The 24328-nt window shown below is 51.3% G+C and carries 24 protein-coding genes; 13 read left to right on the forward strand and 11 right to left on the reverse strand.

Annotation, left to right across the window (positions count from 1 at the left end; all coding sequences use genetic code 11):
• Positions 1-88 precede the first annotated feature (88 nt).
• The 8 genes from LQ777_RS21385 to LQ777_RS21420 all read left to right on the forward strand — a co-directional run bounded on the left by LQ777_RS21385 (position 89) and on the right by LQ777_RS21420 (position 11750).
• The gene (locus LQ777_RS21385; RefSeq protein ID WP_232559971.1) at positions 89-544 is read left to right on the forward strand and encodes a hypothetical protein; all 456 of its coding nucleotides are present in this window, start codon (positions 89-91) and stop codon (positions 542-544) included.
• A gap of 105 nt (positions 545-649) precedes the next feature.
• Entirely contained in the window at positions 650-2647 is a 1998-nt protein-coding gene (locus LQ777_RS21390) for an alpha/beta hydrolase family protein (RefSeq protein WP_232559972.1), read from the forward strand.
• 332 nt (positions 2648-2979) lie between these two features.
• Positions 2980-4149, forward strand: coding sequence for a pyridoxal phosphate-dependent aminotransferase (locus LQ777_RS21395; protein WP_232559973.1), 1170 nt, complete (start codon positions 2980-2982; stop codon positions 4147-4149).
• A 95-nt stretch (positions 4150-4244) separates the two neighbouring features.
• Positions 4245-5816: a flavin monoamine oxidase family protein gene (locus LQ777_RS21400; RefSeq protein WP_232559974.1), complete on the forward strand. Its 1572-nt coding sequence runs from the start codon at positions 4245-4247 to the stop codon at positions 5814-5816.
• A gap of 53 nt (positions 5817-5869) precedes the next feature.
• Positions 5870-6871, forward strand: coding sequence for a Hint domain-containing protein (locus LQ777_RS21405; RefSeq protein WP_232562890.1), 1002 nt, complete (start codon positions 5870-5872; stop codon positions 6869-6871).
• 330 nt (positions 6872-7201) lie between these two features.
• Positions 7202-8176 carry a DUF3078 domain-containing protein gene (locus LQ777_RS21410; protein ID WP_232559975.1) on the forward strand — a complete coding sequence of 325 codons (975 nt, stop codon included), beginning with the start codon at positions 7202-7204 and terminating at the stop codon, positions 8174-8176.
• Between the two features lie 152 nt (positions 8177-8328).
• The gene (locus LQ777_RS21415) at positions 8329-9537 is read left to right on the forward strand and encodes an acetyl-CoA C-acetyltransferase (protein ID WP_232559976.1); all 1209 of its coding nucleotides are present in this window, start codon (positions 8329-8331) and stop codon (positions 9535-9537) included.
• 44 nt (positions 9538-9581) lie between these two features.
• Positions 9582-11750, forward strand: a complete 2169-nt coding sequence (locus tag LQ777_RS21420) for a 3-hydroxyacyl-CoA dehydrogenase NAD-binding domain-containing protein (protein WP_232559977.1) — start codon at positions 9582-9584, stop codon at positions 11748-11750.
• Between the two features lie 116 nt (positions 11751-11866).
• On the opposite strand, the gene LQ777_RS21425 is transcribed toward LQ777_RS21420, so the two are convergent.
• The 5 genes from LQ777_RS21425 to LQ777_RS21445 form a co-directional block, all read right to left on the reverse strand.
• Positions 11867-12109, reverse strand: a complete 243-nt coding sequence (locus tag LQ777_RS21425; protein WP_232559978.1) for a hypothetical protein — start codon at positions 12107-12109, stop codon at positions 11867-11869.
• Between the two features lie 219 nt (positions 12110-12328).
• The gene (locus LQ777_RS21430) at positions 12329-12904 is read right to left on the reverse strand and encodes a ribonuclease HII (RefSeq protein WP_232559979.1); all 576 of its coding nucleotides are present in this window, start codon (positions 12902-12904) and stop codon (positions 12329-12331) included.
• A 23-nt stretch (positions 12905-12927) separates the two neighbouring features.
• Entirely contained in the window at positions 12928-14001 is a 1074-nt protein-coding gene (locus LQ777_RS21435) for a VWA domain-containing protein (protein ID WP_232559980.1), read from the reverse strand.
• A 1-nt stretch (position 14002) separates the two neighbouring features.
• Positions 14003-14989, reverse strand: coding sequence for a hypothetical protein (locus LQ777_RS21440; RefSeq protein WP_232559981.1), 987 nt, complete (start codon positions 14987-14989; stop codon positions 14003-14005).
• A 17-nt stretch (positions 14990-15006) separates the two neighbouring features.
• Positions 15007-15873, reverse strand: coding sequence for a DUF58 domain-containing protein (locus LQ777_RS21445; RefSeq protein WP_232559982.1), 867 nt, complete (start codon positions 15871-15873; stop codon positions 15007-15009).
• Positions 15874-15957: 84 nt separating this feature from the next.
• On the opposite strand from LQ777_RS21445, the gene LQ777_RS21450 reads away from it, so the two are divergent.
• From LQ777_RS21450 to LQ777_RS21460, 3 genes are all read left to right on the forward strand, one after another.
• Positions 15958-16338 (forward strand): DUF4296 domain-containing protein, encoded by a 381-nt coding sequence (locus LQ777_RS21450; protein ID WP_232559983.1) that lies wholly within the window; start codon positions 15958-15960, stop codon positions 16336-16338.
• Positions 16335-17681, forward strand: a complete 1347-nt coding sequence (hemG, locus tag LQ777_RS21455) for a protoporphyrinogen oxidase (protein ID WP_232559984.1) — start codon at positions 16335-16337, stop codon at positions 17679-17681. The genes LQ777_RS21450 and hemG overlap by 4 nt, the downstream gene beginning before the upstream one ends.
• Before the next feature lie 81 nt (positions 17682-17762).
• Positions 17763-18563, forward strand: a complete 801-nt coding sequence (locus tag LQ777_RS21460; RefSeq protein ID WP_232559985.1) for a polyprenol monophosphomannose synthase — start codon at positions 17763-17765, stop codon at positions 18561-18563.
• Between the two features lie 67 nt (positions 18564-18630).
• On the opposite strand, the gene LQ777_RS21465 is transcribed toward LQ777_RS21460, so the two are convergent.
• Genes LQ777_RS21465 through LQ777_RS21480 form a run of 4 tightly spaced genes read right to left on the reverse strand, consistent with a single transcriptional unit; the run spans position 18631 to position 21212 of the window.
• Positions 18631-18897 (reverse strand): DUF167 domain-containing protein, encoded by a 267-nt coding sequence (locus LQ777_RS21465; protein WP_425276913.1) that lies wholly within the window; start codon positions 18895-18897, stop codon positions 18631-18633.
• Positions 18894-19805, reverse strand: coding sequence for an SDR family oxidoreductase (locus tag LQ777_RS21470; protein WP_232559987.1), 912 nt, complete (start codon positions 19803-19805; stop codon positions 18894-18896). Before LQ777_RS21470 ends, LQ777_RS21465 begins: the two co-directional genes overlap by 4 nt.
• 34 nt (positions 19806-19839) lie before the next feature.
• Positions 19840-20544, reverse strand: a complete 705-nt coding sequence (locus LQ777_RS21475) for a peptidylprolyl isomerase (RefSeq protein ID WP_232559988.1) — start codon at positions 20542-20544, stop codon at positions 19840-19842.
• Between the two features lie 41 nt (positions 20545-20585).
• A complete protein-coding gene (locus LQ777_RS21480) occupies positions 20586-21212 on the reverse strand; it encodes an ATP-binding cassette domain-containing protein (protein WP_232562891.1) in 627 nt (208 codons plus the stop codon).
• Positions 21213-21353: 141 nt separating this feature from the next.
• Between LQ777_RS21480 and purN the strand changes: the two genes are divergently transcribed.
• Both purN and LQ777_RS21490 read left to right on the forward strand, forming a co-directional pair.
• Positions 21354-21929, forward strand: a complete 576-nt coding sequence (gene purN / locus LQ777_RS21485) for a phosphoribosylglycinamide formyltransferase (RefSeq protein WP_232559989.1) — start codon at positions 21354-21356, stop codon at positions 21927-21929.
• A 6-nt stretch (positions 21930-21935) separates the two neighbouring features.
• Positions 21936-22316 carry a YbjQ family protein gene (locus LQ777_RS21490; protein ID WP_232559990.1) on the forward strand — a complete coding sequence of 127 codons (381 nt, stop codon included), beginning with the start codon at positions 21936-21938 and terminating at the stop codon, positions 22314-22316.
• Here the strand turns inward: LQ777_RS21490 and LQ777_RS21495 are convergent, their stop codons facing one another.
• Entirely contained in the window at positions 22317-22550 is a 234-nt protein-coding gene (locus LQ777_RS21495) for a DUF4834 family protein (RefSeq protein WP_232559991.1), read from the reverse strand.
• A gap of 129 nt (positions 22551-22679) precedes the next feature.
• Positions 22680-24224 carry a M28 family peptidase gene (locus LQ777_RS21500; RefSeq protein WP_232559992.1) on the reverse strand — a complete coding sequence of 515 codons (1545 nt, stop codon included), beginning with the start codon at positions 24222-24224 and terminating at the stop codon, positions 22680-22682.
• Positions 24225-24328: the final 104 nt, after the last annotated feature.

Below are 24328 nucleotides of genomic sequence, written 5' to 3' on the forward strand. Positions count from 1 at the left end.
GGGCGTAGTGTACGTATATAGTTTGTTCTTTTTTGTAGTTTACACCCACATACTCCAGTCACAGCTCTGACTCCAAAATCAAATTACTATGAAGCGTTACATCTATTTACTCTGCCTGTCGGTTTCTCTTATTGGGCTAAGCTCCTGTAGCAAAAACAATGATCCTGCGCCAGTTTCACCTGTAGTTGGCCGTTGGGAATTGAACCGGGGATTATTGAGCGGGTTTCCTTCTAGCGCCGGATTTAATGGGGAAGCTATTGACTTATATTATGTTGAGACGGTTGGCTCGACAATAGATGTGTATGCAGATAATACATTCAATGAAAACTTCCGACAAGTCACGGTTACCGATGGAGGAGGTACATGGGCATTCAACAATAACCAGCTAACCCTGACATACGATGCTGGTGGCCAGGCAACGTATAATTACAGCAAAAACAAAAATATTGAAGAGCTTGCAGCAACTGCTCCTGTAAGCTATACAGTTCCGGTTTCCACCACCGCAAATGTCACTGGTCAGTTACAACTGATATACCGGAAATAGTTGTTTTTTCTTTTTATTCAAAAAAGCCGGTGGGGTTTCCTACCGGCTTTTTTGCGTATTTTGGGTGCTTCTTTTACGTACTCCTCTATCTTATCGAACGCTGTTATGCCCAATCGTTCTTTACTTCTCGCTCTCGCTACGCTGACCAGTTTGAGCGGTCTTGCGCAGACACCTATTAAAAAACGGCCCATCAATTCGACAGATATCTACCGGCTTCACACGCTCAGCGATCCGCAGGTATCACCCGACGGCAAATGGATTGTCTACGGCTTATCGACGGTCGATACCACGAAAGACAAACGCAATGCCGACCTCTGGATGACCAGCTGGGACGGTAAAGAATCGGTCCAGATTACGAACGGGCCGGATAGCGAGTCAAAAGCGCGCTTTAGTCCCGATGGTAAATACATTTCGTTTGTGTCGGCGCGGCAGGGTGCTACCAAAGGCCAGATCTGGCTTATGGACCGCCGGGGTGGTGAAGCCAAGAAACTCACCGACCTGAAAACGGATCTAGACGAGTACGTGTGGTCGCCGGATGGCAAGAAGCTGGCCCTCGTTCTGCAAGACCCCGATTACGCTGATTCGGCCAAGACCAAGGTTCGTAAGCCGTACGTCCTCGACCGGTATCATTTCAAAGCTGATATGAAAGGCTATCTGGAAAAAGGCTCAACGCATCTGTACGTCTACGACATTGCCACGAAGAAACTGGATACGCTGACGACCGGTGCGCATGATGAAACATCGCCCGTTTGGTCGCCGGATGGCTCGCAGTTGGCGTTCGTCAGCAACCGAACCGATGACCCTGACCGGAATCAGAATACCGATATTTACGTCATCGACGCCCGCAAAGGAGCGACAATGAAGCAACTGACAACCTGGGCGGGCTCTGATAACAGTCCGGTCTGGAGTCCCGACGGCAAACGGATCGCTTATGTACGCTCCACGGCTTCGGGCAACTTTCTGATGTACGATCAGCCGGTACTGGCCGTCATCAACCAGGATGGTGGCGAACCAAAATTGCTGTCGAAAACGCTGGATCGCCCCGTCCGTAATCCAAAATGGGCTAAAGATGGGCAAACCATTGGCGTGCTGGTACTGGATGACCGCCAAACCTACGTTGGTCAATACGCGCTTGCGGATGGAAAATTCACCAAACTAATTGGCGGCAATCGGTCGTTCAGCGATCTGGAAGCCATCTCCGCTGGCAACTGGATGACGGTATCGAGCGATCCGCAAACGCCGTCTGAACTATACGCCCTTGAGAACGGAAACCTGCGTCGGCTCACGCACGTGCATGATGCATTCCTGGCCCCGCTTGAACTAGCCACGGTCGAAGGCTTCACGTCGAAAAGCAAAGATGGTGCGCAGGTATCGAACATCCTGTTTAAACCCGCCAATACGCCTGCCAACAAGAAACTGCCTACCATTTTCTACATCCACGGCGGACCCGTTTCGCAGGATGAGTTTTCGTTTGACCTGACCCGGCAGTTGTTATCGGCGGGCGGTTATGCGGTGGTAGCCGTCAACTATCGCGGCAGCAATGGCCGGGGTATCGACTATACCAAAGCGATTTACTCGGATTGGGGAAACAAAGAGGTGCTGGACATTCTGGGCGCTACCGATTACGTAGTCGAAAAAGGCATTGCGGACCCTGACCGGCTGGGCATAGGTGGATGGAGTTACGGCGGTATTCTGACCAACTACACCATCGCTACCGATACGCGTTTCAAAGCAGCCGCGAGTGGGGCCGGTAGCTCGCTTCAACTATCGATGTACGGCGTTGACCAGTACACCAACCAGTACGAAAGCGAGTTGGGCGCTCCCTGGAAAAACACCGACAAATGGTTAAAATTGTCGTACCCCTTCCTGAAAGCCGACCGGATTAAAACGCCTACGTTATTTATGGCGGGCGAAAAAGATTTCAACGTACCGTCGTCGGGGAGTGAGCAAATGTTCCAGGCACTGCGGTCGTTGGGCATCCCGACGCAACTGATTATTTACCCAGGCCAGTTTCACGGGATCACGATTCCCAGCTACCAGAAAGACCGGGTTGACCGGTATCTGCAATGGTTCGATAAGTACCTGAAGCCGAAAACACTGTAATTTTTATTCTGACAATCAAAAAAGGGTTCGGTGTTGATGGTTCGTGCAAATTAAGAACCGCACGAACCATCGACACCGAACCCTTCTGTTTTCGCAAGAGTACTCACAAAAGGTCACCACGAACAACAAATACTATTTCTTCTGTCCATATAAGAATAACCAATGTAAATTCCGAAAAATAGACTATTCTTAAAATTAAATTATTATCAATTCTAGTTAGAAAACGCTTTTATTCGAATTAATTCGTACTTTCACAACACCCTATCTACTAAGGAATTACAATTTGGTTTACTTTTATTTTATCGCAGATAAATACAAAAAAGCCTATACTCATGTCTTCACAACTAACTCGTCGGGATTGGCTTCGGGCCAGCGGTCTGATGACAGCCGGCCTTTCGCTCAGCCAATTTAATACTGCCGAAGCGGCTTCATCGGTTAAACGGATTCAGTCCGAATTCACCAACGAATTTGCCTTTACAACCGCTCCACCGGACATGCCTAAGCTACGGGCACGGCTGCTTGCCAACGAGAATCCGCTTGGCATCGCACCCAGTGCTAAAGAAGCATTGGTGAAGGCCGCTGACCTGGGCAATCGTTACGCCTGGATGGAGTTTGGTCAACTGAAAGAGCTGATCGCTACCGACGAAGGCGTAAAGGCTACGAACATTATGATGTCGCCCGGCTCGTCGGATATTCTGATGGCCGCAGCGGATCATTTCGCCAAAGCCGGAGGCACCATCCTGACTAGTGCGTTTACCTACGATGACCTGCTCCGGCGCGCCGAGAAAATGGGTGCTAAAATCAAGGCAATACCGATGACGAAGGATTACAAGTACGACCTTCCTGCCATCAAGGCGAGCCTGACACCCGATGTGAAACTAGTGTATATTGTCAATCCGAATAACCCGACTGGAACCATCGTCCCGACTGCGGAGCTTGAAGCATTCTGCCGTGAGGTAGCTCCCAAAGTGCCCGTGTTTCTTGACGAAGCTTACATCGATTTCTACGAACCGGCCGACCGGCCAAAACTAGGTAAACTGGTCGCCGACGGTCAGAACGTAATTCTGGCGCGTACGTTCTCAAAAATTCACGGGTTTGCGGGCTTGCGTCTCGGCTATGCGATTGCCCAACCTGAGATGCTGAAAACGCTGCATGCCTATACCAACGGTGATTTTGCGGTGAGCATTACAACGCTGATGGCTGGTATTGCCAGCTACAAGGACAAAGAATGGCAGAACCATTGCCGCGCCGAGAACGCCAAAGCACGCACGTACACCACCAAAGCCCTGGCCGATATGGGTTACGAGGTAATTCCATCAGCGGCCAATTTTATTCTCTTTCCGATCCGCATGAAGCCGAAGACGTTTGAAAATCAAATGTTTGCCAACGGTATCGGCATCCAGACACGCGAGCTAAACGGTCAGCCGTTCTGCCGGGTAAGCGTCGGGACCTCGGAAGAGATGGTCATGTTCGTTGATAGCTTTAAGAAAGTAGTCGGTTAACCAATAGGCGTCTGGAGCAGGGAATCAGGAGCGAAAGTCGGCCTCACAGGCATGGCTTTCTATCCTTGCTTCCAGCTTTTCGTTCCTAAAAAAATATGACGCGAAGAGATTTCATTCATTCAACAAGTGCCAGTTACGCCAGTCTGTTGGCCTGGGGGATGTTGCCGCCAGCACCTGCATCGGCGCTCGATCTACCCGCCAATGGCCAGAATAGCGACGGTAAAGGTCGAAAAATCATTATCCTTGGGGCCGGTCTGGCGGGTATGACGGCTGCCTACGAACTAGGTAAGCTCGGCTACGATTGTACCATCCTGGAAGCCCGCTCTCGTTCGGGCGGACGCGTCTGGACCGTTCGGGGCGGCACCAAAGAAACGGAACTGAACGGACCGTCGCAGACCTGTTCGTTTGAGGACGGGCAGTATTTCAACGGGGGTGCCGCCCGCATTCCGCACCACCATCAGCTAACGCTTCAGTACTGCCGCGAGTTGGGCGTTCCCTTACAGATTTTCAACGGAGCCAACGAGTCGGCCTTCCTTTACAACGACGGTGGAACGGGCGATCTGGCGAATAGACGTATGCGGATCAGCGATTACCACAACGACATGCGGGGCTACACCTCCGAGTTGCTAGCCAAAGCCCTTGATCAATCGGCCCTCGATCAGCAGTTGACCAAGGAAGATGTCGAAAAACTAATCGACTTTCTGAAAAACGAAGGCGATCTGAACACGGCCCATTTGTACAAGGGTACCAACCGACGAGGTTATAAAAGCAAAAGCGACCCTGGTGCTGGTAACATGCCCGGTACCCTCACCGATCCGTTTGGCCTAACCGACTTACTCCGATCGGGATTTATGCAACCGGTTTTTTACAACGTAGGGGATTACGCCTACGAGCAGCAAACCACGCTGTTACAACCGGTTGGGGGCATGGATGCCATTCCGAAAGCGTTCGAAAAGAAACTAGCCGGTAAAATCATTTTCAACGCCCCCGTAACGGAACTGCGAAAAACCGAAAATGGTGTTCGGGTCGTCTACAAAAAAGACGGTAAGCCAGTCGAAGTAACCGGCGAGTTCTGCATCTGTACGCTTCCTTTGCCGATGCTCAAAACCATCGAATCGGACCTGTCGGGAACGGTAAAGCGAGCCGCTGATTTTGTTCCGTACATGAAGACCGGCAAAATTGGCTTACAGTTCAAGCGTCGGTTCTGGGAAGAGGATGACGGTATTTATGGCGGCATTTCGCGGACCAATATGGACATTAACCAGATCTGGTATCCGTCGTTCAGCTTACAGGGCCAGAAAGGCGTTCTGATCGGTTACTATAATTTCTACAGTCGTGCCGAAGCCGTAGGGTCCTTATCCATAGCCGAACGCGAGAAGATGGCGCTGGCTCAGGGCGGTAAAATTCACCCGCAGTATCCAGCAGAGTTCGAAAATTCGTTTTCGCTTGCCTGGCACCGGATTCCGTACAGTGGCGGAGGTTGGGCCGTTTACGACGACGCTACCCGAAAAAAATATTACCCCGCGTTGCTCGAACCCGACGACAGTATTTACTTCGCGGGTGAGCATACCACGTATCTAACCGCCTGGATGGCTGGGGCTTTTACTTCCGCCCGTCGGACCGTCGAAGCGATCCATGCACGCGTGGGCGGATACACGAAAAAGTAATTTGTACACAAACAAGTAGAGGCTGAACATCAGCGCTCATCTACCCAGAAATGATGAAGAACAACCTGCTATCGATCCTTATTTTTCTTTGTTGCGCCATCACGACACAGTTGTTGAGCCAGCGCGTTTTGGCGCAGACAGCCTCTGCGTCGATGACCCTCGAGCAACTTAAAGCGGTTAAAGCGATCAAAGTAGCCAACCTCGACAAAGACACGTATTTCAAATCGGGCGGCTTTATTCTGGACCGCTACGAAGAGCGTCCGGCCTATGTGTTTACCTACAGCGACGGTATCACGCGGAAAATTTACCTCTACAAAGTCTTTACCGCCGAGGACACCAAAGAACTTGGCTTGCTGGCGATTTACAAAAACGAGAAATCGGGCGAAATAAAACCCTTCGTTATTCCAGGGGCATCCGCCGACCGCAAAGCGTGGGACGCTTACATCGACGACCTGAAATACGTTGGTGAAAAAGAACCGGGTCTGATGTCGACGCTTACGTTTGTTTTGTCGCGCGAAATGGCCGGATTACTTTCGGGTGGTGGCGGAAAATCGGAAGATGGTGGCGGCAAGAAAAAAGAAGAGTATAACTTCTGCTTCGCTCATGATGCCCCGGTAACCCTGGCCGACGGTTCGGCCAAGTCGATCAATGCACTGAATGCGGGTGATGTTGTGCTGGGCTACGATGCGACAACGAAAAGCCTTGCTCCTACCCGCGTAACGAAAGTAGACACCCACGAAGGCAACTTTACGCTGGCGGGCGTGTGGCTTACGCCGATCAGTGAACTCACTGCTGATAATCGTAACGCTTTAACCGCTCCCGTACTACTCGAAGCAACGGCTAACCACCCCGTTCTGACAGCCAGCGGCCGGAAAGCGTTGGGTGACGTAAAAGCCGGTGAAGTCCTCTATCGCTATGATGCAGCCGCTAACAGCGTTTCGGCTTATCACGTCGTCCGTGCCGAAAAAGCGATTCGGGCGGTGAAGAACGTGTATAATCTGGTTACCGAATCGGGCGCATATCTGGTTGGCGAAACAATCGTACTGGATAAATAAGCCTTTAGTTTATTTGAAAATTTATCGGATGCCCTAAGCGGCATTCTTAACAGGTCAGGTTCGTCGGCGATGAACCTGACCTGTTGCATTTTACCCCCACTCATACTGCGGTTTTATAGTCATCAACCGGATGATAACGGAGCGCTAAATGCTCAGTGGGTTAAACGTAATCAGCCAGGGCGGGTTAGTCTTTCAGGTACTGCCCGTCTTTTTTACGCCCAAAAGCCAGTTTTTTCTCCGTAAACACAAGTCCTGGCAGTTGTCATAATATGAATTTAAGAGAGTGATCACCGCTTTTGCAAAGAGTCAGAGCGGCTCATTCGATGTAGTATGATCAGAAAATATTGTTTATTGGTCTTTCTCACGCTGGTAGGTGTGACTGTCCGCGCTCAGGATTCGACTCGATCCGATTCCGTCGTGGTCCGTCGAGATACCATCGTTGTGATCAACGATTCTGTCGTTACCGTAAAGGATACCACGTACTGGCAAAAGTCATTCAACGGAAGCATCAACTTTAACCAAACCTCCTTCAGCAACTGGGCGGGTGGCGGCACGAACTCAATTTCACTGGGTACGCTGGTGAACACCAGAGCCTTGTACCTGAAAGACAAATGGTCGTGGGACAATACCGCCGACATACAATTAGGTTATCTTATTCAACTGAACGACACCCGGAAATCGGCGGATGTGTTTATGCTTAACTCGGTAGTTGGCTACAAATTTAGCCCTAAGTGGAGTTTCTCCGGGTCGGCGGCTTTCAACACGTTTTTTGCACCCGGTTTCCGCTACGATTCAACCGACCGAAATCGCCTTCGCGTATCCAATTTTTTCTCGCCCGCTTTGCTGACGCTAGCGCTCGGCGTGTCGTTTACGCCCACGAACTGGTTTTCCCTGCAAATGAACCCCTTCGCGCCCCGCCTGACGACCTTAACAGACAATCGAGTGCGCATTGCCCAGGTAGACGGCGTTTACGTACCCGATCCAACGGCCACCGTCTACGGCGTACCGCCCGGTCGATCAATCCGACTGGAGTGGCTGGCTTTTCAACTGCATTCGGTTATCGACCGCAACCTGACCAAGAACATCAAACTTAACGCGCGTTATCAACTGTACGCCAATTATTTAGCCTTAAACGCAATCGACCACCGGCTCGATTTGACGATGACCGCCAAGCTGATCAAGTTTTTAAGCGTTACGTTTAATTTTATCGGCTTTTATGACCGGGATTTCAGTACCCGCTTGCAAGTTCAGCAGACCATAGCGTTGAGCTTAGCGTACAATTTCAGCACATTCCGCAAAAAGTAAAGTACCGTAGTCGCTGGCGTCTTGCTCGGTTTGTATTCTCACGGATAAAGAAAATATCAATTTAATCCAAAATCGTTGCCCTGTTGAGCCTTTGCTGCTACTTTTGTTGAAACATAACCGTATGCTTGCATACTAATTATTCGGATAGACTTATGGCTGAAGCATTCATTTATGATGCCGTCCGAACGCCACGCGGACGCGGGAAGAGTGACGGTGCGCTGCATGATGTGCAACCCATTCAGCTCCTGACGAGTGTTCTGCGTGAACTCCGCGACCGGAATCAACTCGACACGTCGCTGGTCGATGACGTGATCATGGGTTGCGTAACACCCGTTGGTGAGCAGGGCGCCGACATTGCGCGTACGGCTGCGCTCGAAGCGGGTTACGCTGAATCGGTAGCCGGGGTTCAGCTCAACCGGTTTTGCTCGTCAGGTCTCGAAGCGATCAACATGGCCGGGGCTTACGTGATGTCGGGGCAGGTCGATGCCATCATCGCGGGTGGTGTAGAATCCATGTCGCGGGTGCCGATGGGTTCCGACGGTGGCGCTTTATTTATGAATCCGCAGATCGTTGCCCGTCACAACATTGTTCCGCAGGGTATTTCTGCCGATCTGATTGCGACGAAGTACGGTTATTCGCGGAATGATGTGGATCGCTTTGCTGCCGAATCGTACCGCAGGGCCGTTGCCGCGCAAGCCGATAACCGTTTCCAGAAAACACTCGTACCCATCAAGGACGAATTAGGTCTGACACTCCTCGACCGCGACGAAGGTGTACGACCTGACACAACCGCCGAGAGTTTAGGCAAGCTCAAACCCGCTTTTGAAGGCATGGGCAAGATGGGGCTGGATGCGCTGGCGCTGCTTAAATACGCCCAATTCGATAAAATAAACCACGTTCACCACGCCGGTAACTCCTCACAGATTGTTGACGGAGCCGCAGCCGTGTTGATCGGCAGCAAGGCATTTGGCGAACAGTCAGGATTGAAACCTCGGGCCCGCATCAAAGCGTTTGCGGTTGTGGGTTCTGAACCAACCATTATGCTCACGGGTCCGATTCCGGCCACACGCAAACTACTGAAACGGGCGGGCATGCGCATTAGCGACATTGATCTATTTGAGGTCAATGAAGCGTTTGCGGCCATACCAATGCTGTTTATGGACGAATTAGGCGTTGACCATAGCCAGCTTAACGTCAACGGCGGGGCTATCGCGTTGGGTCATCCGTTGGGCGCAACTGGCGCGATCATTTCGGCGACCCTGATTGACGAACTGGAACGCACCGGTAAACAGTTCGGGCTTTCGACGCTCTGCATTGGTGGCGGCATGGGTATTGCCACCCTTTTCGAACGAGTTAATTAACCGTCATTTATTGGCATTCACCGCATTCGTTGACAGTATTGACAATGATAAACTACAGCGTTGACCAAAACGTAGCCCTTATTTCGTGGGCAATGACATCGGCTCCGATGAACGTCCTCAATGATGAATCCATCCCCCAATTTGAAGCGGCCATCCAACGAGCCTTTTCTGACGAATCGGTTAAGGGAATCATCATCACCTCGGCCAAGCCTGAGTTCGTCGCGGGAGCCGATCTAAAAATGATTCTGCGCAACAACGACAAAGAACCCGCTGAGATGCTAAAGGTATCGTCGGAGCTGAACCGGATTTTTCGCAGCATCGAAACGTCGGGAAAACCAACTGTGGCTGCGATCAATGGTACGGCGCTCGGGGGCGGTTATGAAATCTGTCTGGCCTGCCATCATCGTATTGCCTTAAACAACGGAACGTCCGCCCGGTCCAAAACCTTGATTGGGCTGGTCGAAGTAACCATCGGTTTGTTGCCGGGCGCGGGTGGTACGCAACGGCTACCGCGTATGTTAGGTATTCAAACAGCGTTGCCGCTGATGCTGGAAGGCAAAAAAGTAGGCGTTCAGGAAGCCAAAAGCCTGGGTATGGTCGATGACATAGCCGATACACCCGACGAGATGCTGGCGAAAGCGCGTGCCTGGATTGACGCGAATCCCAACCCAATCAAGCCCTGGGACGAAGTTGACCGCAAAACAGGTAAAATCGTCGGAAAAGATAATTTCAAGGTGCCGGGCGGCAACGTGCAGAGTGTGGTCGGGGCGCAAACGTTCAGCGCCGGAACGGCTATGCTGCTAGAGAAGACCAAGGGCAACTACCCCGCCCCGCTTGAAATTATGGCCTGCGTGTACGAAGGGTTGCAGGTAAACATGGATCGGGCACTCGTCATCGAAGGCAGGCATTTCGTGAAGGTCGCTACGTCTAAAGTAGCCAAGAACCTGATCCAGACGATGTTTCTGGGCATGAACGAAGCCAACAAGGGAGCCAGCCGCCCCAAGGACGTTCCAAAAACAGACATTAAGAAACTGGGCGTTTTAGGCGCGGGTATGATGGGATCCGGTATCGCCTACGTATCGGCACAGGCGGGTATGGACGTTGTCCTCAAGGATGTTTCGATTGAAGCCGCCGAAGCGGGTAAAAACCAAGTCAGCAAGCTGCTACAGAAAGGCGTCGAACGGGGCAAAGTCGATCCGGGTAAGGCAGACGGTATTCTGAGCCTGATCAAACCCACTGCCTCCGCCGACGATCTGCAAGGCTGCGACCTGATCATTGAAGCGGTATTCGAAAATCGCGATCTGAAAGCGCAGGTTACGCAGGAAGCGGAGCCGATGCTAGCCGAAAATGGCCTTCGTGTGTTTGGCTCCAACACCTCTACCCTGCCCATCAGCAGTCTGGCGCAGGCATCGGCCAGACCCGAAAACTTCATCGGTATTCACTTCTTCTCTCCCGTAGACAAGATGATGCTCGTTGAGCTAATCATGGGCAAGCAAACCTCCGATTATGCGCTGGCCGTTGCCATTGATTACGTGCGTAAAATTCGAAAAACGCCCATCGTAGTGAATGATTCACGCGGCTTTTACACCTCGCGCTGCTTTGGCACCTATTCCTCGGAAGGAATGGAGTTACTGAAAGATGGCGTTAACCCGGTCTTGATCGAGAATGCGGGGAAAGATGCGGGTATGCCCGTCGGCCCGCTAGCCGTTACGGACGAAGTGGCGCTTGACTTGGTTTACAAAATTGCGAGCCAGGGTATCAAGGACGGTGCTTTGAACGAGGATGACACCAGCTACCAGGTTGCCGGACAGTTTGTCCAACGAGGCCGGTCGGGTAAGAAAGCCAAAGCCGGTTTTTACGATTACCCCGATAACGAAGCGAAACGTTTGTGGCCGGGACTGGCGGATTTGTTTCCACTGGCCGACCAACAGCCCACACTCGACGAAGTAAAAACCCGTTTGCTGTATCGACAGGCGATTGAAGCGGTACGCTGCTTTGAAGAAAACGTCGTTCGCACAAAGCTGGACGGTGACCTGGGATCGATTCTGGCCTGGGGATTTCCGGCCTATACGGGCGGAGCGTTGTCGTTTGTCGATTTCGTCGGTATCGATACCTTCGTTACAACCTGCGATAGGCTGGCCGACCAGTACGGCGAACGCTTCCGGCCCACTGAGAAATTACGCCAACAGGCCGAACAGCCCACGCTGGCCTAACGCTTTTCAGCATCATCTGAAACTAAATAGACTGATGCATTGCTCTTGAGCCCTTAAACGACAAAACCGCCGTGAATGGCGGTTTTGTCGTTTGAAATTCGTCAGTGATTGCGATCCTACCGGCTGGAAGCGGTTATCAACAGATCGTGCCCTTTGGTATTCAATTCCCAATCGTTTTTTTCCTGATTCCATTTGAATAACAGCTGCCGTTCGCTGGCGTTGCCATAATCGTTGGGTACAGAAAACTTGACGGTATAATGCTCGTTGCCCTCCGGCTGGGCTGGTAATCCCTTGAAAGCGCTTACCAGCTCCTCAAGGCTTACTTCCAGATTCTGGATGGGCTGGGTGTTCATCTTCATAGCAATCAGTAAATTAGACGTGTTTGTGAATAAACTCAAGAAAGTCAATAGGGTTTACACAAAGAAGATGATAAGACAGATTCTTTAATTCTGCAAAGGGTAACTGCCGGGACGGGCAGTTGGTTTACGCCCATCATCAACTTCGCTACCAATTAAACAATGCTGGTCGAGGGGCGAAACAGGCTAATGGGTACTTCGCGGGTAAGCGACGGGGTGGTGTTAGATTAACCGAAAACTCATCCGGTGGTATTTTGTCGGTCCAAACTTCCGAATGGCTTCCCGATGAATGGGGGTTGGGTAACCAACATTTCTGGCCCAGCCGTAATCGGGAAACTCCTGCCCCAACTGCTCCATCAATTCATCACGGTACGTCTTGGCTAGTATCGAAGCGGCTGCGATGGACAGAAAATGCGCGTCACCTTTCACAATACAAGTGTGTGGAATCATGGGGTACGGCACAAACCGGTTTCCATCGACCAACAAATGTTCTGGCCGGACGGCGAGCGAATCAACAGCACGGTGCATGGCCAGAAAACTCGCCTTCGAAATATTGATCCGGTCAATATCTTCGTGCGACACCTCCGCGACGGCCCACGCCAAAGCGTCCCGTTTTATATCTATTCGCAGCATCTCGCGTTGAATACGAGTCAGTTGCTTCGAATCATTGAGAATGGGATGCGTATAATGTTTGGGTAAGATAACCGCAGCAGCGACCACAGGTCCGGCCAAACACCCCCGGCCTACTTCATCTAAGCCCGCTTCGATGACCTCTGCGTTGTAGTAAGATTTAAGCATGGTAAATAATAGCAGGTATCCGGTTAATCTTGTAATACATTTCCAACAATGGTATTTTTCAGAAACAGCGCGAAGAGTAAGAAAGAAATTGCCCAGTACAAATACACGCGATACTGATCCTGCACATCTTCGTACACCAACGTCCGAACGGGCGCTTTTTCTAATTGGTCAATCTGCGTAAAAACGGCCCGGAGCCGACCGGCGTCAGCAGCCCGGAAGAAACTACCATTACCGATTCCGGCAATCGTTTTCAGGATACCCTCATCTACGGTTGAAGCGGACGCACTCGAACGGATGGCCCGGCCTACCGCAATGGTATAGATCCGGATGTTGAACGCCTTGGCCAGACGGGCTGCCGTGACCGGGTCCAGGTTACCAGCGGTGTTGTCGCCGTCGCTGAGCAGGATAATCACTTTACTACGCTTTTTCCCCGACTCCGTTGAATCCTGGGTAGCATTCATGGGTTCCCGCATCCGGTTGATACAGCGCGCCAGCGCATCGCCAATGGCCGTACCCGACGCGGGGATCATCTGCTCGTTCAGCTCGCTTAAATACTGCTTCAGTAACGCGTAATCCGTAGTCAGTGGGCAAAGCGAAAACGCTTCACCTGCAAAAATTACGAGGCCAATCCGGTCATTCTTACGACCGTTGATGAACGTCTGCGCTACTCGTTTAGCCGCAGCCAGGCGCGTGGGTGGCAGGTCGGCCTCGGTCATGGACGACGACACGTCCATAGCCAGCATGATATCGATTCCCTCCGACTGCTCTTCGCGATGCGTTTGTACAAGCTGGGGCCGGGCCAGGGCCACCAGTAAGAGTGTCATGGCAATGAACAGGCTTCCCGGCAATAGAAACCGTAACAGGCTTACCAATCGTTGATTTACCAGAACGGGATCTTCCTGAATCCGGTCGCTCTGACTGCCCCGTCCTGTTCCCAACGACATATTTAACCGCTGCTGCGAATCATGCTGCAAGTAGTAGCGCAGCGCAAACAGAAACCCAATCGTTGGGATGAGGTAAAGGGCGAGCGGATTGGCGAAACGAAACTGTTCCCAAAGCGCCCGATCGAACCAATGTAGCGAATACCAAGGCTCCATATTACGAACGGGTTGACGGGTTAGCTTCGTCGGACATGACGACTGGTACCGGTGGCTCCGCCGGAGCTTGCAGTATATTCCGTTGCCGATGATACGCCTGGACAGCCACCTTAAGCAATACCTGCAAGGCGTCCTGCGACTGAGCCGAAAAGGTTCCGCCGTAAATCATCCGGTCGGCTTCCCGCAAAGCGTCAGCTACGCGTTCATCACCCGTTCGCTCGGCGATTTCGGGGGTGGTCAGGGAAGCATAAGGCTGTTTTTCAAGGCTTTCCAGGTACGTTTTCCAGATCACAATCGCCTGATTAGCCATATCCGATGCTGTATCGGCGCTCAACAGTTGACTCAACCGATTGTATTCTTGTAGAAACCGCTTGTGTTGCTGGTAAAGCTGATAAATCTGCCACTGGTGACGAATCGATCGCCCAAACAACAAATTAATAAGTGTTAACAAAGCGCCCGCTACCAGCAGTGCTTCAACCAGAACCGGATAGTTAAACTGTTGCTGTAAGCGAGCTAGTTGCGTTTCCGAGGCCAGTGTTAGACTCTGCGTAGGTGCCGTACCTGAACGGGGTAACGTCAGCTTTGATCGTAAGAATACTGTGTCAATCTGCGTCATTAGGCTGGTACAATCGTTGGCATTGACCAGCCTAATAGGAACCTGCAATAACTGAGCGGAATCCGTCTCGAACGAAACCAGTGTATACACGGCGCTATCCCGACTGACCGCCAATGGGCCCTGGCCGGTTGTCTGCGTGGGAAAAACGCTTATTTCCTTGACGCGGAAAGGCAGAAAATGAACCGCTGTATCCGGAAAAAGAACTTCAGCCGTTGGTACATGGCGGTAGGTGACGGCATACCGAAAGGGCCGACCGATTTCAATACTATCGTCGAGAAATTGCCCGTTCAGTGTCCGTTTCGCGGGTGGTTGCGCCCAAACCGAAACGGCAAACAGGCATAAGCTACTAATCAATTGAAGCGTATGAGTCACTAATCGACCTGTCAAAATCACTGATATCTTCTTACCCGAAACAGCTCAATGAGTTTCGGCACAAAATCTTCCTGCGAATCGAGCGCCAGGTAATTGGCGTTGAACTGCTTGCAAAGCCGCTCCAGCCGAGCCTGATTCTGCTGGAAGGTTTCCCGCAACCGGTGCCGAAACGAAGCCGACGACGTATTGAGCCACATTGTCCGACCGCTTTCCGTATCGTGCACCGGAATGATCCCAAGCCGGGGCAGATTTACTTCGCGCTGATCGTAAAAGTGAATAACAACCAAATCGTGTTTTCGTGCCAGAGCCTTGAGATTATGCTCGTACCCATGATCGATAAAATCCGACAGCAGAATCACGACACTCCGGCGTTTCAGACAGTTCAGCGTAAACAAAAGCGCATCCGCCAGGTTTGTCCGGGCCGATTCGGGTTGCAGCTTAAACAGACTCATAATCAGCTGATAACCCGTTTTCATGCTGTTGGATGGTTTGATGTACCGCTCTTTCTGATCCGAAAAACAATACAAGCCTACATGGCTGGCTTCGCGAATAGCCGACATCGCCAGTACCCCACATACTTCTTTTGTTGCATCCAGCTTCGCCCGGTGCTGCGGACCAACCTGCTGCGACGCACTCACGTCAACGACAAAAAAAACGGTTTGATCTTTCTCTTCGCGGAATACCTTTACGAACGTACCGTGTCCTTTCGACGACACGTTCCAGTCAATAGCCCGCACATCGTCACCGTATTGGTAAATGCGCAAATCACTAAATTCCAGCCCGGACCCTTTAAAAACCGAGCGAAAGCTACCCCGCATCTGTGAATTGACCGCTTTTCGAATCTGAATATCGAAATTACGCAGCCGGGCCAAGAACTCGTCCATACCCAATAGGCGTTATGTTATTTTAACAGCCAATCCCGAACTTTGCCTGACCGGATTAGCTTACAAAATTAACGCTTAAAAACTATGCGTTGGCATCTGATGAAACAAACCATCTGGATGGGGCTAGCGATGCTTTACCTGGGCCTCCTGCAAGGTTGCCAGCCGCCAGAAGACAAACGCCCGGACAATTTGATTCCGGAGGAGCGTATGGTAGCCATTCTGACCGAAGTACACATACTCGAAGCGCGGGTCGGGCGTATGGGCCTGCGATCGACAGACTCGTCTAATGTGGCTTATCACCATTTGGAAAAACAGATTTTCCGAAAGTTCAAGGTCGATACAGCGGCCTATTCGAAAAGTTACGCGTATTACGCAGCGCACCCACGAGCGATGGAAACGATATACCAGCAGGTCGTTGACAACCTGAAAAAGAAAACTGAGCCCCAAAAACCAGCCCGTTCATGACTATTGGCATTATCGGAGCGGGCATTTCGGGACTCACGCTGGCTTACGAGCTGCAGGAACGTGGGGTTGATTATCATCTTTGGGAGGCCAGTGATCGAGCCGGTGGCTACATCGGATCAGAGCGAGCTACGGGCCCCGACGGACAACATTACCTGCGCGAGCTAGGGCCTAATTCGCTGCTTGGTGACGCCGATCTGCTGCTCTGGCTCGACAAGTTGGGTCTTACGCCCGCCCTCACTTTCAGCAAACCCGTTAGTAAAGCTCGTTTTATCTTTCGCGATGGGCAGTACCGACAGCTTCCATCGGGTCCGCCCTCGTTATTGTTTGGTACTTTCTTTAGCTGGAAAACCAAGCTGGCAATTTTTCGCGAACGGAATAACAAAACCAAATCACCCGAAGGGGAAACGCTGGGACAATTTTTTCGACGCCGTTTCTCGAACGAGATTGTCGATTACGCATTGGCACCGTTCGTAGCCGGAATTTACGCGGGCGATCCCGATCAGCTGCTTGTCTCCGAGACATTTCCCGTTTTGCTCGACTACGAAAACGAGTATGGCTCGGTACTTCGGGGGCTGATAAAAAATCAATCGTCCGCCGGTCGTCGGCAGTCGTTTAGCTTTCGGGAGGGTATGCAGATGCTGACCGATGCGCTGGCCGCCCGGCTGACCAACCTCTCGTTGAGCGATCCGGTTAAGCGCATTAGCCGAACCAGAGATGGCTGGCAAATCGAAGCCCAAAGTGGTACTAAACCGGTTGACAAACTGATTCTGGCCGTTGGAACTGACGCAGCTGCCCGATTGGTAGCCGCTGATTATCCTGCGTTTGCCGATGCGCTTCACGCCGTTCAATACCCACCAATGACTGCCGTTCATTCCGTTTATAAACGCGCTGATGTTCGGCATCTGCTCAATGGTTTTGGTGGCCTGAATCCAAAGGTCGAGGATCGTTTTGCGGCTGGTCATATCTGGAGCAGTTCGATTTTTGAAGGCCGCTGCCCCGACGACGAAGTCCTGATTACGACCATGGTAGGTGGTCAGGCCGGAGCGCAGAAAGCCCAGTTAGCCGATGATGTTCTGCTCGAGAACGTTCATCAGGAGTTAGTCAGCAGTTTTGGCATTACAGCAACCAAGCCGGTTTTCCGAAAACTAACCCGCTGGAAACGAGCCATTCCGCAGTACAACGCCCAAATCGTTACCGTCAAACAACAGGTCGAAGCCGTTGAAAAAGACGATCTGCTGGTATGCGCAAACTGGTACAAAGGCGTTTCGTTGTCCGACCGCATTACCAGAGCGCGCCAACTTGCCAAGGAGTTAAGCCAACCATCTGCGATTAACAAATTTTAATAGTTATTTTGTACAAAAATCACCGGTACTGCTGTTGTATCAGTAGTAGTATTGGTCGCTTACAAACCCACTTCGTACGTCGTGAAAGAACGCCTGGTAGTTATTCCCACTTATAATGAAATTGAGAACATTGAGGCTATTGTCCGAAAAGTATTCTCGCTGCCGGAGCCGTTCGACATGCTGATCGTAGACGATGGTTCACCCGATGGTACCGCGCAACGGGTCCGTTACCTACAAGAAGAGTTTGCCGATAGTGGCTCTCCCGCCCGTTTGCATCTGCTCGAACGGCGAGGAAAATTAGGACTAGGCACCGCTTACATCGACGGTTTCAAGTGGGCGCTATCGCGAGGATACCAGTATTTGTTCGAGATGGACGCCGACTTCTCGCACAACCCCGACGATCTGATCAAACTTTACCACGCCTGCGCCGATGAAGGGCCGAACCGGGCCGATGTTGCCGTTGGCTCCCGCTATATTCGGGGGGTAAATGTTGTAAACTGGCCAATCGGTCGGGTGCTGATGTCGTATTTCGCCGGGGTTTACGTTCGGTTTATCACCGGTATGTCGATCATGGACCCTACGGCTGGCTTTGTCTGTTATCGGCATAACGTACTGGAAGTGATTCTGCATAATCCGATTAAGTTCGTGGGTTACGCCTTCCAGATCGAAATGAAGTTTACCTGCTGGAAGTACGGTTTCCGAATTGCCGAGGTACCGATTATCTTCACCGACCGCACGAAAGGCGTTTCCAAGATGTCTACCAAGATCTTTAAAGAAGCCGTTTTTGGGGTTCTGCAAATGAAAATTAGTAGCTTCTTCCGGCACTATATACCGCGCAAACAACCGGCATCCACGATGGCCGAGCCAGTCGATGCCGTTTAATGTCATTCGATAGAAACAAAGAAGCCCAACGAATTGACGATCGTTGGGCTTCTTTGTTTTACTGGTCTTACTCGTTGAGAATTTGCGCGCGGAATTGCACAAACTCCTCTTCCGTTACGTCGATCTCAAGTCGTTTGTGCGGGTTTGTAAATCCGGCGACAATAGCCACTTTGGATTTAGCAATACCTAACTGCTTGGCTAGAAACTCGATTAAGTATGCATTCGCTTTACCATCCTGAGCCGGCGCTTTGATTTTGACATTCAGCGTCCCAGCCGCATCGTAGAACAGCTGATCTACTTTACTGCCGGGTTTTGCTTTCACGTGCAGCGTCACGCGGGCTGGTTTAATTGAGCTGCCAGAACCGCTATGCCTTCTTCGAACGAATGTGGATCGTAGCCAAGCACGGTGTGCGATTTATCGAGAATAAATCCTGTGCGTGGTGGACGACGAGCAACCTGCGTAAACGTCGATGCGTCGGCCTGCGCGATCAGTGATTTGTCCAGGCCAAAATAATCGGCGGTTTTGATCGCCATGTCATACGGCGTCAGTACCTCTTTTCCCGAAATGTTGAAGATACCTTCTGCTTCCTTGTCGGCTATCAGATAACAGCCCATCGCCAGGTCTTCGGCCAACGTTGGGCTACGCCACTGGTCGGTAACGACTTTGATATTTTTACCGTCTTCGAGCGATTTCTTCACCCACAGAATGATGTTGCTCCGGCTCATGTCGTGCGCTATGCCGTAGACAAGAACCGTCCGGGCAATGGCCCAGTGCAATCCGGAATGAATCACCACTTTTTCGGCAGCATATTTACTCCATCCGTAAAAACTGATTGGATTTCCTTCGGCGGTTTCGTCATAAGGGCCATCAGCACCGTCGAAAATAAAGTCGGTGGATACATGAAGCAGGAAAGCATCCGCAGCCTTACACGCGTCAACGATGTATTCGGTAGCATGAACATTCTGCGCCCAGCAGTCATCCTTCTGAACCTCACACTTATCCACATCGGTCATGGCGGCTCCGTGGATAACTGCGTCCGGCTGCACATCACCGATCACATCAAGCACTTGCTGACGATCCGTAATGTCCATCGAACGGTAGGTATAGCCGTCGGAAAAGGGCAGTCGATTGGCACCCCGTGCCGTTGCGATTAATTCAACATCCGGTTGCTTAACCAGCAATCCAACCAGCTTTTGCCCCAGCAGACCATTGGCACCGGTGAGGAGAATCCGTTTTTTCATAGGCATTCACGTAGAAATAGGCGATCTGACGTTTCTATTGATATTGATAGTTGTACTGCTTCTTGATCTTTTTCTTTTTGACCCACGTTCCGGTCATGCTCATGCGCACGTCTGCATCCGGGCGATCCATTTCGTTGCGAGGCTGCTTGGCGATGCTATCGACGATAGCCACTCCATCAACGACTTCCCCAAACACCGTGTAGTTACCATCGAGGTGTGGAGAGCCTCCCAAGGTTTTGTATACTTGCTTCTGTTCATCGGTGGGAACGTGCCCCTTCATGGTCTGAATCCGCGCGACCTGTTTCTGCAACTCGTCTTCGCTCCACACGCGCCCCTGCACGATGTAGAACTGACAACCGCTCGACGCTTTTTCGGGATTATTGTCACGGGCCGCAGCTAAGGCACCTTTCTTGTGGAACAGGGCGGGTACAAATTCAGCCGGAACTTTATAACCGACATCACCACTTCCCAAAGGGTCGCCAGGCTTGGCTTTGCGGGAGTTCGGGTCGCCCCCCTGAATCATGAACATCGGAATGATGCGGTGAAACAACAGGCTGTCGTAAAATTTCTGATTGACGAGCTTGATGAAATTTTCTTTGTGCTTGGGCGTCTGGTCGTATAGCACCAACCGCATGGTACCAAACCGGGTATTGAGCGACACAAGGTAATCTTTTTTCTTGCGGTTCTGCCCGACTACCAGCAACGGCATCAGCAGGAAAACAAAGAGAAGTTTACGCATTACGGTGAATGGATGGGGGTGAAATACTACGGATAAATTCGTCAGAGAGCTACCCGATTCTGGAATACATCTTTCAAGCGTTGATCGTGGGTAACAACAATCAGGCTAGCCCCAATCTGCTCCGACTGTTCGCGCAGAAGCTTGACCACACGAGCGGTGTTTTCATCGTCAAGACTGGACGTTGGTTCGTCGGCCAGAATAATGTCAGGTTGGTTCATCACGGCCCGCGCAATACTCACGCGCTGCTGCTCGCCCTGGCTCATCTGGTGCGTTTTTTTGTTTAGATGATCCGCAAAACCGAGCTGACCAGCCAGTTCGCGGGCGCGGCTCCTATCCTGCGGTTTATCCGCCAGATAATTCGCTAAAACCAGGTTATCCAGCACCGATAAAGAGCTGACAAAGTGCGGTTTCTGATAAATAATACCGACGTGTTTGGCCCGAAAGGCTGCGGTTTCAGCGGCACCGAGTTTGGTCAGGTCCGTCTGATCGATAACAACCGAGCCGCTTTTGGGACGAAGCAGCAGTGCCAGCAGGTGCAGGAAGGTTGTTTTTCCCGTTCCAGATTGTCCTAAAATCAGCAGGGCTTCGCGGTTGGCGCAGTGAACATCGGGAAATGCGAACTGTTTCGCAGGGCTATATTCAAACGTAAGTTGATTCGTTGCCAGCATCGGATTCGGGCGAGTACTCACAAAAATAGGTAAAAGTTGTAATTTTGACCATTTCAGCCACGGGTCAATCGTCATTCGTCGTTACTAATTTGTCTATAAGGCGACAACCGACTAAAGACCGACGCCTAATCACTACTGACTTTGAAACGTATTGCCCTCTTTGCTTCCGGCTCCGGCTCCAACGCGGAACAGATTGCTACCTACTTTGCCGATAATGCCGACGTAACCGTTTCGCTTATCGTCTCCAACAACCACAAAGCAGGAGTTATCGACCGGGCGCGACGACTCCACATCCCGGTGTTGCTATTCGACCGCAAGACATTCTACGAAACGGATCAGATCACGGAGATTTTGCTTAACCAGCCAATCGATCTGATTGTATTGGCGGGGTTTATGTGGCTGATGCCGAGTAAACTGGTCCAGGCTTTTCCCGACAAAATCATCAACATTCACCCGGCTTTACTGCCTAAATTTGGGGGGAAAGGTATGTACGGCCACTTTGTACACGAAGCGGTGGTGGCAGCTAACGAAACCGAATCAGGGATTACTATCCACTACGTAAACGAACGCTACGACGAAGGACAAATCATTTTTCAGGCAAGCTGCCCGGTATTACCGACCGATACGCCGGAGGACGTTGCCAAAAAAGTACAGGCTCTTGAACATGTTCATTACCCTCGCGTTGTAGCTGAGGTGCTGGCAAAACTTGATTCGTAAAGACGTATGAAAAAACTTCTCCTACTGGCGCTCTTGCTAACCACAGCGGGCTGCTTCAAACCGATGGTTTATCTGCAACACAAAAATCACTACCCCGTTGATGTGTTTTACGAAAACCAGCGCCCTGAACGACCGTTCGATCCGATTCAGGATTTGGAAATGAAAGGAGAAATACCCGTGACGCAGCGGCAGCTGGTCAACCGACGAATGCTTAGCCGGGGTAACGATGCACAACAGAAAGAACTATTGCTGTCACGGCTGACCATACAGGCTAAAAAACTAGGCGCAGACGCGTTGGTGGCTGTCCGATATACCTACTACACATCGACAACCGATAACGGCTACGTCATGAGTGGACTGGCCGTGAAATACAAGAAAGAATATTAATTACTTGACCTCTTCAAAGTCAACGTACTCACCGCTGTTGTAGCGCGAATCGGACTCTTTCTTCGGACGACTGTCGACGCGAATTTCACCTTCACGGCGACCACCCCGAACGTCATTCTGACGCTTCTGCTCTTTTACTAATTGCCGGCCAACGAGCAGATAAAAAACGAATCGGCGCACGGGTGGCACAAACAGAATAACAAGGGTGATGATGAAAAGATATTTAAACAGCATGTCGGAGTGTTGTTATTAGTTAAATAACGTAGGGTTGAGTCGTTTAGTTTTCCAGTGGGTCGAACGGTATTTATGCGGGCTGATCGGCCAAAAAAGATCAGCCCGCATAAAAGCAGTCAGCCAGCCATACTATTGCCCATACAAGGCTTTTCCAGCCGCTTCATACTTATCGCCCGCCGACCATTGGGGACGCGTTGGCCGATCGGCGACCAGACGAGCCGCGTACGCAAAGGCCTGACAGAACTTGTGAACGTAGCCGTAATCGAGCGATTCGGGGTTGTCGATAGCCTGATGGTAGTACTTGCCAATGGCCTCGTCAAAGGCTTTGAAACCGGGCGAGAAAGTTGGTGACGGAATTCCTTTTGCGGCAAAACTAACGTTGTCAGACCGGTCGAAAAGGCCCTGTTCGGGAGCGGGTTCGGCAAAGACGCCTAGTCCAAACGTTTTAGCCGCCGTTTCAATTTCGGCTCTTGCGCCCGTGCGTTCCAGACCAATTACCGAAACAATCGTCGTATCGTTATAGCCAGCACCGTCGGTATTCAGGTCAAAAACGGTTTGTTTGAGCGGGACGAGTGGATGTTCGGCGTAGTAGCGGCTACCCAGCAAACCTACTTCCTCACCCGTCAACGCCAGCACCAGGATGGAGCGCTTAGGCCGCTGCTGCGAGAGTGCCTTGGCCGCTTCCAGAACAGAAACCGTTCCGAAGGCATTGTCCCGTGTTCCGTTGAAGATACTATCGCTGGGTTGATACGCACTGCCCCCCTGCTTACCCACACCGACATGGTCGAAATGGGCCGACAGAATGACATATTCATTCTTTAGCTTTGGATCGGTTCCTTCGATAATACCGGCTACGTTAGCCGATGGCGCAGCCGACCGTGGGCGACCCGAGGTACGTAGCGTAACGGTTTGCCCGGCTTCTTTCAGTTGCTTGTACTGATTGTTGGCGTTGTTTACCCAGACATGAGCCATTGCTGCGCCGTTGCTACCCTCGATGGGTACTGAAATCTGCTCCCGGCTGAAATATTGGTTCACAAATCCCCACGGAATTGACTCGCTGTACAGTTCGATCAAGGCAGCGGCTCCTTTTTGGGAAGCCAGTTTCCGCTTTTCTGCCGACGCCCGGAAGATTTCACCCGGTCCCTTCGCTTCCGGCGAACCGCCTTGTACAACCACAATCCGTCCTTTCACGTCACGTCCTTTGTAGCCGTCTTCACCATCGGTCAGGCCGTACCCTACGTAGATAACCTCACCCGATACATTGGTTGGACCACCCGACATAACGGCCAATTCTTTGCCTAACCGAAGCGAATCGTTACCTAACGTCAGCGTACCACTCGTAGCCGCCTTTACTTTTTCGAAGCTAATTGGCTGAAGGTAATCCGTCTGGCCGGGAGGGGTTTTCAAACCAAGCTTTCTAAATTGTTCAGCGATGTACCGAGCCGCCACCTGATTACCCGGTTCGCCCGTACGACGGCCCATCAGTTCGTCGGAAGCCAAAAATCGCGTATGAGCCTCGATTTCCGCCCGTGACATTGAAAATTCGGGAAGGTTTGTGGTTGATGATGTCTTAGTACGCGCAGTTGCTGGTTTAGCGGGTCGGGTCTGTGCCTGCACGGATGCAGACGTTAGCAGAACCCCTGCCACTAAAGTTGCCAAAGAATATGTTTGCATGATGATTGGGTTTACCGGTAAAATTACGAAAAGCCGACGGCTTGACGCATTCCGGCCCTCTCATCTATTTTCAGTAATTTTGTTTTTCCAAACTGCTCCTGTTA

Origin of the sequence: Spirosoma oryzicola, from assembly GCF_021233055.1 — a bacterium.
Lineage (GTDB): Bacteria > Bacteroidota > Bacteroidia > Cytophagales > Spirosomataceae > Spirosoma > Spirosoma oryzicola.

Bases quoted from the DNA above. Each gene is read 5' to 3' on its own strand.
- LQ777_RS21480 (WP_232562891.1), bottom strand. From the start codon at position 21,212: ATGCTGGCAACGAATCAACTTACGTTTGAATATAGCCCTGCGAAACAG.
- LQ777_RS21385 (WP_232559971.1), top strand. From the start codon at position 89: ATGAAGCGTTACATCTATTTACTCTGCCTGTCGGTTTCTCTTATTGGG.
- LQ777_RS21400 (WP_232559974.1), top strand. From the start codon at position 4,245: ATGACGCGAAGAGATTTCATTCATTCAACAAGTGCCAGTTACGCCAGT.
- LQ777_RS21420 (WP_232559977.1), top strand. From the start codon at position 9,582: ATGATAAACTACAGCGTTGACCAAAACGTAGCCCTTATTTCGTGGGCA.
- LQ777_RS21490 (WP_232559990.1), top strand. From the start codon at position 21,936: ATGAAAAAACTTCTCCTACTGGCGCTCTTGCTAACCACAGCGGGCTGC.
- hemG (WP_232559984.1), top strand. From the start codon at position 16,335: ATGACTATTGGCATTATCGGAGCGGGCATTTCGGGACTCACGCTGGCT.
- LQ777_RS21430 (WP_232559979.1), bottom strand. From the start codon at position 12,904: ATGCTTAAATCTTACTACAACGCAGAGGTCATCGAAGCGGGCTTAGAT.
- LQ777_RS21470 (WP_232559987.1), bottom strand. From the start codon at position 19,805: ATGAAAAAACGGATTCTCCTCACCGGTGCCAATGGTCTGCTGGGGCAA.
- LQ777_RS21390 (WP_232559972.1), top strand. From the start codon at position 650: ATGCCCAATCGTTCTTTACTTCTCGCTCTCGCTACGCTGACCAGTTTG.
- LQ777_RS21410 (WP_232559975.1), top strand. From the start codon at position 7,202: ATGATCAGAAAATATTGTTTATTGGTCTTTCTCACGCTGGTAGGTGTG.
- LQ777_RS21405 (WP_232562890.1), top strand. From the start codon at position 5,870: ATGAAGAACAACCTGCTATCGATCCTTATTTTTCTTTGTTGCGCCATC.
- LQ777_RS21415 (WP_232559976.1), top strand. From the start codon at position 8,329: ATGGCTGAAGCATTCATTTATGATGCCGTCCGAACGCCACGCGGACGC.
- LQ777_RS21500 (WP_232559992.1), bottom strand. From the start codon at position 24,224: ATGCAAACATATTCTTTGGCAACTTTAGTGGCAGGGGTTCTGCTAACG.
- LQ777_RS21395 (WP_232559973.1), top strand. From the start codon at position 2,980: ATGTCTTCACAACTAACTCGTCGGGATTGGCTTCGGGCCAGCGGTCTG.
- LQ777_RS21425 (WP_232559978.1), bottom strand. From the start codon at position 12,109: ATGAAGATGAACACCCAGCCCATCCAGAATCTGGAAGTAAGCCTTGAG.
- LQ777_RS21495 (WP_232559991.1), bottom strand. From the start codon at position 22,550: ATGCTGTTTAAATATCTTTTCATCATCACCCTTGTTATTCTGTTTGTG.
- LQ777_RS21475 (WP_232559988.1), bottom strand. From the start codon at position 20,544: ATGCGTAAACTTCTCTTTGTTTTCCTGCTGATGCCGTTGCTGGTAGTC.
- LQ777_RS21435 (WP_232559980.1), bottom strand. From the start codon at position 14,001: ATGGAGCCTTGGTATTCGCTACATTGGTTCGATCGGGCGCTTTGGGAA.
- LQ777_RS21450 (WP_232559983.1), top strand. From the start codon at position 15,958: ATGCGTTGGCATCTGATGAAACAAACCATCTGGATGGGGCTAGCGATG.
- LQ777_RS21445 (WP_232559982.1), bottom strand. From the start codon at position 15,873: ATGGACGAGTTCTTGGCCCGGCTGCGTAATTTCGATATTCAGATTCGA.